Origin of the sequence: Neobacillus drentensis (assembly GCF_021560175.1) — a bacterium.
GTDB lineage: Bacteria > Bacillota > Bacilli > Bacillales > Cytobacillaceae > Neobacillus > Neobacillus drentensis_A.
This window is the reverse complement of the sequence record NZ_CP091110.1, coordinates 354,170-366,235: the sequence shown is the minus strand read 5'-3', so window position 1 is coordinate 366,235 and position 12,066 is coordinate 354,170. Positions and strand designations below refer to the sequence as shown.

Below are 12,066 nucleotides of genomic sequence, written 5' to 3'. Positions count from 1 at the left end.
TAAGTGATTAGGCTGGGAACTGTGGTGATGGGGATTATGGCTAAGAGTGGAGTGGTTATATTGAGCCATACACCCCCCATGTTGTCCCGGATGTGGACCAGTTGTAATATGATGAGTCAATCTTCACACCTCTTTCAAAGAAATTTATTTTATATCATATGAGTATCAGTTAACTTTGTTGCATTTGTAATCCAATTATAAAAAAATTTATTAAGTATTGATGTTGTTATAGAAGACACACAAAAAACGCCTGGATTACCCAAGCACTTTTTGATTGCTACTATGCAGGAAACTGGGCAGGTAATTCTGCCGCCAAAGGTCAGGCTGTCATTGTTAAAGAGCAAGCTAAAGACGTAACCCTAATCGGATTAGAAGCGGGCTTCCGTGATCATACCGATTACTTGTTCCGACTACTATCCAATTCTATTTTTGAAAAATAAGAATAGGCTGAAGGCCTGGTTCAAAATATGAACCAGGCCTATTTCACCTTTTCAGCCAATCCTATCAGTACTATCCTTGTGTTCTGTCACTGGAATAATTGGCAGAATAATGTGTGAAGGATACTGTTTGTTGTGATAAATGGTTTGCTTTGCTTTTATTGTTCGATCGCTCTCAATCAAGGAGCTTCCGGTATTGGGATTAGGAAGGTATTGCGGAAAGCTGCTTGAGGAAATTTCTAGTGTGATTCGATGGCCCGGAAGGAACACATTACTAGTTGCCCAAAGGTCAATTTCATATTCAGCCACTTCTCCGGTTAATTCCTGTTCAGGATAGTATCCGTTCCGGTACTTTGCATTGACGATCCCTTCAGCTAAATTTATAGCTTTGCCATCGGGAGCGGTATCGATGAGCTTTGCTGTGAAATCTGTATCCTTAGCATCTGTTGCAGCCCATAACTTCACCTTCACTGGCCCTGTCACTTCTGCGGCTTTGGTTAATGGTTCAGTCGAATAAACAAGTACATCCTCTCGTTCTTCAATCTCACCTTGGTCAAATGGCCCCATTGTCAGCGGACCAGCAAATAATGTCCCCCCTCCTTTCGTCGGCACAGGATCTTTTGGATCATATGTAAAAGTATCCACGTGCTCATCTTCAGGCTTTATTACTGACAGATGACCATCTCCCTGTTTCGTATTGGCATGGCCCTTGCTATGCAAATATAAATTAGTATATTGTGTTCGTTCAAGCGGCCATGCCATTTCATCCCGCCATCGATTAATTCCCATAACAAAAATTTTAACGGGTGCCTCCGTTATGACTTTGTTTTCTATCCCTAATAACCAGTGATTAAACCAGTTAATGTGGAGATCCGTAATGTTCTCTTCTAAATTGATCGAGTCCCCGGAAGCTTGGATACCAAAGGAGCACTCTCCTTGTACAGATGAAAAATATCCATGTCCCCATGGCCCGACAATCAATTTTTGATGCTGCCCAGTTTTAGCCATTTCCACGTAATTGGTTAACGTTGGGCCAATAAAACAATCATACCAGCCCCCTAAGTGGAAAGCTGGAACCTGCAAATCTTCATACTTATCTGCAATACTTGATTCCTTCCAGTACTCATCATCTTCAATTGAATGGTGTAATTCCTCAAAAAAGTAATCAGCAACACCAAGTTCCCTTAAAGGCGGCCACTGATTAATCGGAGAAAAATGGTAAAGTTCTGCCAACCCATCGAGATAACCCCCAAGATTTTTTAATGCCTCTATTCTTTCCTCTGGATTTTTATATTTCCGTTTCAATAAATCAGGGGCAATAGATTCGAGTGTCCAGGTTTCTGAAAATCCAAGCTGATAAACACCGTTTCGGTATAAAGCACCGTTTCTTTGGTCATTCAATGTCATCGCCGGAAATATGGCAGCTAAGTGCGGAGGCTTTTTCGATGCAGCCATCAGCTGGGTATATCCATAATAAGACATACCAAACATCCCAACTTTCCCTGTCGAATACGGCAGTGATGCAGCCCATTCCACCGTATCATAACCATCATTTCCTTCCTGTCTAAACGATTGAAATTCCCCTCCCGACTGAAAGCGTCCTCTCACGTCTTGAATAATCACCACAAATCCATTTTCAACAAGGCGGTTTGTGTCAAGATACCGATGCGAATAATGCGGCAAATCCTTACTGTACGGAAGCCGGGTCAATAGAACAGGAAAGGTTCCTTCCCTATTTTGACGATAAATATCTGCATAAAGGACAACACCATCTCTCATCTTACATGGTACATTTTTTTCAACAAGAATCTGAAACTGATTCATATGAACACCCTAATTTCTATATTTTTTTTAAATATGAAATTTATTTCAAAATACTATCCCATGAAGCCTGAAAACTTCATGGGATAGCGGCTGTGTTTTTATAGATTACTAGCTTGGCCGATTGGCTCTTCTTGGATAATAGAAACCTTCTTTGTAAATAAGCTAAAGGCAAGCATAACAACTGTATTGACCGTAATAGCTACTACACCAATGTCTAAATCCTGAATGAAATGCGGTGCACTTGGAAACATCGTGGCCATGGTTGTACCTTCTAGGGTTTGATATGCAACAATTGCCACTCCAACAATCATCCCAATAGAAGCCCCAATTTTACTAACTGGATTCTTCTTCATTAAACTGAAAGCAAGCGGCGGGAAGAGTTGTAGAACAAAGCTATAAGCCATAGTCAGCAGGGCGATCATTGTATTCCCTCCATAAAATGTAAAGAACAAGGAAATTAATGCAAGAAGCGGAACAAAGATGCGCGTTAATTTTGCCAGCTTCTGATCAGATGTGTTCGGCTTAAAATGTTTAAATATGTTTTTTGAAAGAATTGTTGATGCAGTTAGAATCAACAACGAACAAGGAATGAGAGCTGCAAGTAATCCTGCTGCTCCAATCACGCCAATAAACCATGGGGGCAGTGATTCTTTAGCAATTTTAAACAATGCAAGATCTGAGGCTGTCCCTTCCAAATTTGGAATTTGCAGTACTGCTGTAAAACCAATAAATAGGATAAATACAAGAACGATTTGATATAAAGGTAATATCGCAGTGTTTTTTCTTAAGGCAGTTTCACTCTTCGAAGATAAGCTTGCGCCAAAGCAGTGCGGCCACATATACTGACCCAATGCAATCGTCATACAGATAGAAACATACCAAGAAATACTTAACCCTTTATCAGGCATTAAAAGGAATCCCGGCTTGACTCTCTCTAAAGTCTCAAACATTGGATGGATTCCACCATAGTAATGATATGGCAAATAGAATCCCAAAAACAGAATAACAGTAAGCATAAGAATATCTTTTAAAACCGCTGTCCAAGCAGAACCATGGATTCCAGAGATATAGACGAAAATCGTTACTGCAATTAAGCCAATCCAAACCGCTATTTTCGGAGGGATTGCTCCGTACGATGCTTCAGAAACAATAATCTGAAATCCTTTCAGCTGTAAAACAATATATGGGACCATCGAAATAACACCGATTATTGCTACAAGTAACCCTAAATTCTTACTTTGATATTTTTGGGCAAAAAAATCTGATTGGGTAATGAGATTGTTTTTTTTAGCATAGCGCCAAATTGGAGGCAGGATCCAAAAAGGAATCACATAGGTAAGGGCACAAAATACATAAATCGTAGGCCCGCCCATCCGGTAGGCTCCACCGCTTGCACCTAAGAAAACGAATGTGGAAAACATTTCTCCAGCCATTAACACAAACATAATTAGTGAACCAAAGTTTCTCTCAGCAACCGCCCACTGTTCGAGCTTCATCTCCCGCCCTTTTCGTGCTCTTATCCCTAGGTAAATAGCGAAGGCCAGCGTTAAACCTATGATAAAAATGGAGCTATTCATTATTTTGCTCCTTTCGATCATAAATGACGTTACATACCAATAGACAGACCGATGTCAGGATTAGCCATAACGTAGACCAAAATACAATAAACGGTAACCCTAAAATATAAGGTTCAACTTTATTAACAACCGTTAATGACCCAATTGCTGGCAAGATGGTAAGCAATGCAATCCACTTCTTCATTAGCAAAAATCCCTTCTAATGTAAATTTTAAAAGAGTTTCAGCCCACTAATTGTAGGCGTTTTCATTTATCCCGAGAAATAATTCACTTTATTTTCAGATAATTAGTTCGAGATTTCCCCTTCTCACTCAAAGAGAAGTAAGAAGGGGATAACACTAGGCTCTAACGAATAATCAAGCCCTATTATTAACTAGGCTTTTAATGAAACAAGTGAATGGATAATCTCAATCACACGGTCTCCAACTTCCGATGTTGATGCTGTTCCTTTCATATCTGGTGTTAACACCTTAGCCTCGACAAGCAGTTCCTCAATTGAGTCGAGAACTAATTTTCCGTATTTATCGTATCCTAGAAAGTCGAGCAGCTGGCTGGCCGACCAAATCGTTGCTAAAGGATTGGCAAGACCTTTTCCGGCAATATCGGGAGCAGATCCATGAATCGGTTCAAACATCGAAGGATATAATTTTTCCGGATTAATATTTGCCCCAGCAGCAAGCCCAATTCCCCCGGCCAAAGCTGCACCTAAATCGGTTAAAATATCTCCAAATAAATTAGAGGTTACTACGACTTCAAATCGCTTGGGATCGGTAATCATAAGCATTGCCGCTGCGTCCACTAGATAGGATGCTATTTTTACATCTGGATACTCCTTGCTTACCTCTTCAAAAACCTGATCCCAAAAAACCATTGAATAATTTAAGGCGTTCCCCTTACTAATACTTGTTAACGATTTTCTTTCTCGCCTTGCCGTTTCAAACGCATAGCGGATAACGCGTTCTGTACCTTTACGGGAAAACACCCCAGTTTGCAATACCACTTCGTTATCTGAGCCTTTAAATAACCAATCCCCTGCCCCTGCATATTCACCTTCACTATTTTCCCGGATAAACAGCATGTCCACATCATCAGCATTGACACCCTTCAACGGACATACGGCACCTTTAATTAACTTTATTGGACGGATATTAATATACTGATCAAAGCCTTTTCTTATTTTTAATAGTAAATCCCATAATGAGATATGATCCGGTACACCCGGATAACCAACAGCACCTAGAAAAATCGCATCAAAGTTTTTTAGTTTTTCCATACCGTCTGGATCCATCATTACACCATGCTTCGTGTAGTACTCACAGCCCCACGGGAAATAGGTGTATTCGAATTGAAGCGAAGAATCCAATTCGGCAATTTTATTTAATACTTTAACGCCTTCCTGTAGAACTTCAGGTCCAATCCCATCTCCAGGAATTACAGCAATTTTATAGGAACTCATCACTTTTCTCCTTTGGTCCAGACAACTAATTTTAATTCTGTCATTTCCTCAACTGCATATTTAATCCCTTCACGACCTGTACCACTTTCTTTTACACCGCCATATGGCATTTGGTCCACTCGGAAAGTTGGAATATCGTTGATAATAACAGCCCCTACTTCGAGCATCTCACTTGCTAATAGAGCATGATCAATATTTTTTGTATAAATACCGGCCTGCAGACCGTATCTTGAATTGTTTACGTATCCAATTGCTTCTTCAACTGATTTTACTTTATTAACAATCACAACTGGAGCAAATACCTCCTGGCAGGATACTTTTAGGAGCGGATCGACATTCACAATTACCGTCGGCTCTAAGATTCCATCGGTTAGTTTCCCACCAGCCAAAACCACTGCCCCGTTTTGTTTTGCTTCTTCAATCCAGCTTACTGCACGTTCCGTTTCTTTCTTTGAAATTAACGAGGAAATGAAAGTTTCCGGATCTAATGGATCTCCGATTTTTAATTTCTTGGCCGCTTCTACTAACTTCTCAACATATTGATCATATACCTCTTCATGGGCATAAACACGTTGTAAGGAAATGCAAACCTGCCCTTGGTTTGAAAATGCACCAATAATACAACGGTCAATGACTTCATCGATATTTGTATCTTTATCTAAAATAACCGCTGCGTTTGACCCCAGCTCTAAAGTGGTTTTCTTTAAACCGGCTTTATTGCGGATCCCGATTCCAACCGCGGGACTTCCCGTAAAGGTAATCATTTGCACTCGATCATCTTTTATTATTGCCTCCCCCACAACAGAACCCGGGCCAGTTACCACATTCAATATTCCATCAGGTAATCCAGCTTCTTTAAAAAGATCAGCAATATATAAAGCGGAAAGAGGTGTTTGTAATGCCGGTTTTAATACGATTGAATTCCCAGATGCAATCGCTGGTCCTACTTTGTGGGCAACTAGATTCATTGGAAAGTTAAACGGGGTAATTGCCCCAATAACGCCAATGGGCTTGCGAACGGTATAACCGATTCTCCCCACTCCGCCTGGCGCCGCATCAAAGGGTATCGTTTCACCATGGATTCTTTTTGCTTCCTCTGCTGCAAATTTATAGGTTTCAATCGTTCTTGCAACTTCGCCTTTAGCAAAAGAAATCGGCTTTGCTGATTCCATTGCTATCACTTTTGCCGCTTCGTCTGCTCTTTCTTTCAATAATTCTACCACTTTTTCTAAAATCGCAGACCGTTCAAATGCTGGCATTTTTGAAATTACTTGAAATGCCTTCTGAGCAGATTTAATTGCTTCTTTCGTTAACTGCTCATCTGCCATGGAAATTTCAGCAATAACTTCTCCAGAATATGGGGAATAAAGAGGCGCATAAACCGTGGTCTTTACTTCCTCGCCATTGATAAATAAATGCTTTTTTTCTACAGTCTTCACATTTGTCATCGGCCTAACGCCTCCAATACCATTTCATGAAATTGAACAATTGCCTTTTCCGATTTGGAATACACTCCTTGGCTAAAGGCCCGGGAACGGAATCCAATTTGCTCTAATTCTACTAATTCAACATCCTCCTGCCTTACTTGTTCAGCAAACGTAACTAAGTCTTTTTCTTCTTGTGTCAAATTTTCATCTCTAAAATAGTAGGTGTACACCCCTAAGGTAGTTTCCTCGTCAATCGGAACCATTTGAATGGTTGCCATATTTCCGGGACCTGGATAAATCGTTACCATTAGGTTAGGCCATAACCAATAAAATTCTCCGCCCTGCATTTCTGCCTCATTCAAATCTGTTGTTCCCATTGTTTTATCCGGCTTCACAACCGAACCCTGTACAGAATAGTTTTGACACGTCACAATTTGATAGTTTTTCATATCTAGCGTGGCAACAAAGCTAGGATGTGCAACATGACAGTGATCACACTCCAAATAGTTGTCAATGAATGCTTTCCAGTTTGCCTTAATGACACGAGTTTTTTGACTAACTCTTTTTAACTCGCCTAGGAATGGAAACTTGCCTAAACGTTCAAAGAAATCACCATATGTTTCAGTTAAAGATTTTGCATCATCATCAAGGTTAACAAAGATTAAAGACTCCAGAATTTCCATTTTGACCGGTCTTAGACAGCGGTCCCCAACACAATGAGCATCTTCACCAGTAAAGTTTGGGGCTTTGTTTAAAGCACCATTTAAATGGAATGTCCAGCCGTGATATCCGCATTGAAGAATTTTCTTTTGGCCAGCCTCATTTTTTTCAAGCTTTGTTGCACGGTGAGGGCAAACATTATAAAACGCACGAATGACTTCGTCCATACCACGGGTAACAATAATTGGCTCACCCGCTACGTCGATCGTAAAAAATTGCCCTGGTTTTTCTAACTGACTTACATGGCCAACCACTTGCCAAGATTTAGCGAATACATCCTTCATTTCTTGTTCATACACTTTTGGATCTGTATATAAATCATAAGTTAATGTTCTTTCAAAAGTTCGATTTGTCTTATTTTGGACCTCATTATATGCCATTCTGGTTTTCCTCCTCTTAATCTCTGTTTTTGAACAGTTTAGTAACTTATTAACATCTTATTGAATGTTGTCTCGCCCCCTTACTAACAAGATGAGTCATGTTTGATTCACCTTTGAAATCCCCAAATGCACTGTGATAATAGTAAAAATTAAACGTTTACAAGATTATGAATATCTTGTTTAATTAACTCAGGTGAGTTCCCTCATCCATGTCTAGCGACATTCACTTTTATATATTGCAAGTATCATGCCAATATCTATAAACATTGAATAAGTAAGAAAAACATCCATTTGTTTTAAAAGTTTTTAGAAATTCGATGGAAAAATGAGTTGATTTCAACTCACACGAACCGAAAACAACTCATTCTGCAAGGAGAGAGAATGAAATGGTATCTGAAACGCAAAGCCCTTTTGAAATCACAGTTGAGACATTAAAAAAAATTCTCGACTTTTCTTCAGATGAGATATTTGTGCTGGATTCTGAGCAGCGTGTTATTTATGTTAATGGCGTATGTGAAAGACATTACGGTTTAAAGCCGGAAGATGTGGTAGGAAAAAAAAACGCAGAACTCTATGAAAAAGGATATTGGAAACCCTCTATTGTTCCATTAGTGTTCAAGGAGAAAAAGACAGTTACTATTAAGATGACCACTTATTTAGGCGCAGAGTTGTTAACGACAGCAGTTCCCATTTTAAATGAAAAAGATGAAATAGAATTTGTGGTGACTACCTCACAGGAACTGCAAAACTATAAAAGTATCCAAACCGAGAAAGAAGAAAATCTACCTTCTGACACCCTTAATAGCACCACTCCCATCACAAATTGTGAAAAGATGAAAAACATTTTAAAGGTATGCGAAAAAATTGCAAAGGTTGATTCAACTATCTTAATCCAAGGAGAATCAGGTACTGGAAAAGGAGTATTAGCTCATTACATCCATAACATCAGTAAACGGGCCAGCAAAACCTTTTTAACAATAAACTGTGCTGCATTACCAGAAGACTTGCTCGAATCAGAACTGTTTGGATATACAGAGGGGGCATTTACTGGGGCAAGCAAGAACGGTAAAAAGGGCCTGCTTGAAATAGCAGATCAAGGCACATTATTTCTTGATGAAATTGGTGAAATGCCCTTATCGCTTCAGGCAAAACTTCTACAAGTCATTCAAGAAAAGCAGTTTCTTGCAATCGGTGGCCATAAGATGAAGAAAGTGGATGTAAGGATTATCGCAGCAACCAATCGGGATTTAGTTGAAATGGTACGCAAAAATCAGTTTCGTGAAGATTTATTTTATCGACTCAACATTATCGATATCCACCTGCCGCCGCTTCGGGAGCGGAGAGAGGATATTATTCCGTTAACCTATAATTTCTTATATAAATTTAATAAAACATATGAAATGAATAAAATTATCTCTCAACAATGCTTGGATTTATTTTATTGGTATTCCTGGCCGGGAAACATCCGCCAGCTTGAAAATCTTATGGAGAGATTGGTGGTCACCAGTGATTCAATCATACAGAAAAGTGATTTACCTGATTTAATCTTAAGTAAGATTAAGCCTCAAACACAGCATCTTCTCCCATCTAATCTTGATGAAGCAATCGAGCATGTGAAGAAGACACTTGTTAATCAGTCCTATAAAAAACATAAAAGCTCAAGAAAAGTGGCAAATGACTTAAATATTAGCCAAACGAGGGCAGTGAAATTGATTAGCCAATACTGTGATAGTTAGAGGAAAGCCAATAATATTGACAGGTCAATGAGGTGCTGCTCAAAATTTGAGCCAAGTTTTTATAGTATTTATAGAAAAACAGGGCTGCCCGATAAGGCAGCCCTGTTTTATTCAAGTATTAGAGAATATTAATAGGTTAATCCATGACCAAGTTTATAAACATTACCATCACGATCTTGATACGCATATGTCATTCCTTCTGTCATATACTGGTCCTTGTCATAGCCAGGAACGTCGTTTCTTGACGCGCAGTCACCATTTTCATCAACTGCAATAACTGCATCACTAGCTGGCAATGTCAACGGTAAAACACCTACTGGACGGAAATTGCCTGCCATTACCTCATATTGTGCCTTATAGTAGGTATCATAACCAGCGATTAGTACATCAGCTAAAGGTTCAACATTTCCAAGAATCCAAGGCAGAATGACATTCACACTCATAATGACTTTTCCACCGCGGACATGAACACTATCTGCCACCTCCTTAAGATGGTCCATTCCACTTAATGTGGTTTCTTGATAGGTAGAACCATCCAAAGCTGTTTCTGTTTTATCTTCACAGATTTCAAGTTCTAACAATCCTGGGGTTGCATTGAAATAAGCACCTGATTTTGGACTTAAGAATAGAATAGCAATGTCAGCTTCTTCATGATTATCTGTCAAAGTAAATTGACCAAGCTCTTGACATTCCTGTCTTGCTTTTTCTGTATATGCAGCTGCCCGCTCTGGTTCCTTATGGAACACTTCTACATAAACCTTCTTACCACCAAGCTTTTCAGCTGTTAAAGGCAGTGTCTGGTTAGAATTTTTAAGAACGGTTACTGATTTTTTATGAGCTTCATATGCTGCTTCCCAGTTAGCTGGATTTTTTACCACTGAAGTAGCCTTCTCTGGTGAAACATAAGTCCGATCATCAAATAATCCTAAAGCAAACATCTCGGTAAGAAGTCTAACATTGGCCTCATTAATACGTTTTTCACTAATCCAGCCATTTTCAATTGCCTTTTTAAGGTTCGTAATGTCATTGGTATCAGCTACAAGGTCTGTACCTGCGTTGACAGCCTTAGCAAAACGCTCAGCTTCACTCTTGTCTTCAACACCCCAGCACATTTTACTTGTCACACCGCTGTCGCTATTTACATAGCCTTTAAATCCGAGTCTTTCTCTGAGGATATGATTAATAAAATAATGATTAAAGGTAAAGCCCACTTCTTCGAATGGAATGTCTTCTCCTTCAAATTCTTGAACTGTACTCTTCTTGATACTTGGAATCGAATAATATGGCATAATCGATGAAGTACCATGGTTTACAGCTGCTTGGAACGGTGGCAGGTGATATTTTTCTAAGCTGCCTGGGGTTGGGTATAAGTTCCACTTTCCTTCTGCATAATGCGGATCGAATCCATTTTCCCTTGCACCACCGCCAGGGAAGTGTTTGGTGGTCATCGCAATACTATGTTTTCCGACAGTCTCACCTTGGAATCCGTCAATGATCCGGCCGATTGCATCCGAAATAAATTCTGGATCTTCCCCAAATGTACCATATGTCCGCTGCCATCTAGGATCTGTCGCAGTATCGGCCATATACATATAACCTTTTCTGATTCCGACTGCATCCCACTCATCATGTGCGATTTCAGCAAATTGGCTGATAAGAGAGGCATCACCGCCATCTTTGATATCCCCTTTAGCCGCTGCTGCAAGTCCTAATGTTCCAGGCCAAGTTGAGAAAATTCCGGCTGCATCATTCATCCCAAAGATGAATTCTGTATTTTCGTTTCTTGAATTAGATGCGATTAAACAAGGGATCCCAAGTCTTGTTCCCTCACATAATTCATTCATCATATTGACCCACTCTGCCATTTGAGCTGGACTCCAGTTATCTCGAAGGATGAAGTGGCGCAAATGCATGTTTTCAATCGTATGCGTTGTGCCATAAACCTTTTCCAAAGCAAAAATGGTTTCGCCCTTTTCAACAATCCCTTCATCTAGTACGCCATCATGGCTTGTCTTACTCTTATCTTTTTGAGTAAGACCCATTTGACGCGTATTAATCAGCATCATCCCAACCTTTTCATCGATATTCATCAATGAGACTAGGTTCTCCGCACGTTCTTTCGGGCTCAAGCGCCAGTCCTTATATGGTTCTAGTTTGCCGCTATTATTCAAATCTTTAAATTTTAATCCATCAACTTCAATGATATTCTTGACTCTGACCTCTAAATTTGGTTGTTTATGGTTAGATTCCACTTTAATGCCTCCTAATCTTGTTCACCCTAATAAGCTGCTCTAATTGTATCTTTTGATTTTTGCTAAATTTACTATTTCTACGATAGGGTGCTCAATTTTGGGTATATCCATTTATTTAGTCAGCAGTTTATTTTAGAAAATTGCTTTTAAAAAATGAATGTTACCGCTTGCTGTTATAGAATATCAATATAAAGCTTAAAATATATAGCACTTATTGCTAGAATTATTGTAAATGTTGCTATATGAAGGAGGTTGTC

8 protein-coding genes are annotated in these 12,066 nt (G+C 39.5%); 1 reads left to right on the top strand and 7 read right to left on the bottom strand.

Going from position 1 to position 12,066, the window contains the following annotated elements:
* Positions 1–491: 491 nt before the first annotated feature.
* From L1999_RS01805 to L1999_RS01780, 6 genes are all read right to left on the bottom strand, one after another.
* A complete protein-coding gene (locus tag L1999_RS01805) occupies positions 492–2,261 on the bottom strand; it encodes a CocE/NonD family hydrolase (RefSeq protein WP_235741987.1) in 1,770 nt (589 codons plus the stop codon).
* Positions 2,262–2,359: 98 nt separating this feature from the next.
* Entirely contained in the window at positions 2,360–3,838 is a 1,479-nt protein-coding gene (locus L1999_RS01800; protein ID WP_235741986.1) for a sodium:solute symporter family protein, read from the bottom strand.
* Complete coding sequence (locus tag L1999_RS01795) at positions 3,831–4,022, bottom strand: DUF3311 domain-containing protein (protein WP_235741985.1); 192 nt, start codon at positions 4,020–4,022, stop codon at positions 3,831–3,833. Before L1999_RS01795 ends, L1999_RS01800 begins: the two co-directional genes overlap by 8 nt.
* Positions 4,023–4,211: 189 nt before the next feature.
* Entirely contained in the window at positions 4,212–5,294 is a 1,083-nt protein-coding gene (locus L1999_RS01790) for a tartrate dehydrogenase (protein ID WP_275677349.1), read from the bottom strand.
* Entirely contained in the window at positions 5,294–6,742 is a 1,449-nt protein-coding gene (locus L1999_RS01785; protein ID WP_235741983.1) for an aldehyde dehydrogenase family protein, read from the bottom strand. The genes L1999_RS01790 and L1999_RS01785 overlap by 1 nt, the downstream gene beginning before the upstream one ends.
* Positions 6,739–7,821 carry an aromatic ring-hydroxylating oxygenase subunit alpha gene (locus tag L1999_RS01780; RefSeq protein ID WP_235741982.1) on the bottom strand — a complete coding sequence of 361 codons (1,083 nt, stop codon included), beginning with the start codon at positions 7,819–7,821 and terminating at the stop codon, positions 6,739–6,741. The genes L1999_RS01785 and L1999_RS01780 overlap by 4 nt, the downstream gene beginning before the upstream one ends.
* Positions 7,822–8,207: 386 nt before the next feature.
* On the opposite strand from L1999_RS01780, the gene L1999_RS01775 reads away from it, so the two are divergent.
* A complete protein-coding gene (locus L1999_RS01775) occupies positions 8,208–9,557 on the top strand; it encodes a sigma-54 interaction domain-containing protein (RefSeq protein ID WP_235741981.1) in 1,350 nt (449 codons plus the stop codon).
* A gap of 128 nt (positions 9,558–9,685) precedes the next feature.
* On the opposite strand, the gene L1999_RS01770 is transcribed toward L1999_RS01775, so the two are convergent.
* Positions 9,686–11,809 (bottom strand): glycoside hydrolase family 3 protein, encoded by a 2,124-nt coding sequence (locus L1999_RS01770; RefSeq protein ID WP_235741980.1) that lies wholly within the window; start codon positions 11,807–11,809, stop codon positions 9,686–9,688.
* Positions 11,810–12,066 lie beyond the last annotated feature (257 nt).

Excerpts from the sequence above, each read along its gene's own strand:
- L1999_RS01775 (WP_235741981.1), top strand. The coding sequence starts at position 8,208 with ATGGTATCTGAAACGCAAAGCCCTTTTGAAATCACAGTTGAGACATTA.
- L1999_RS01800 (WP_235741986.1), bottom strand. The coding sequence starts at position 3,838 with ATGAATAGCTCCATTTTTATCATAGGTTTAACGCTGGCCTTCGCTATT.
- L1999_RS01790 (WP_275677349.1), bottom strand. The coding sequence starts at position 5,294 with ATGAGTTCCTATAAAATTGCTGTAATTCCTGGAGATGGGATTGGACCT.
- L1999_RS01785 (WP_235741983.1), bottom strand. The coding sequence starts at position 6,742 with ATGACAAATGTGAAGACTGTAGAAAAAAAGCATTTATTTATCAATGGC.
- L1999_RS01805 (WP_235741987.1), bottom strand. The coding sequence starts at position 2,261 with ATGAATCAGTTTCAGATTCTTGTTGAAAAAAATGTACCATGTAAGATG.
- L1999_RS01795 (WP_235741985.1), bottom strand. The coding sequence starts at position 4,022 with ATGAAGAAGTGGATTGCATTGCTTACCATCTTGCCAGCAATTGGGTCA.
- L1999_RS01780 (WP_235741982.1), bottom strand. The coding sequence starts at position 7,821 with ATGGCATATAATGAGGTCCAAAATAAGACAAATCGAACTTTTGAAAGA.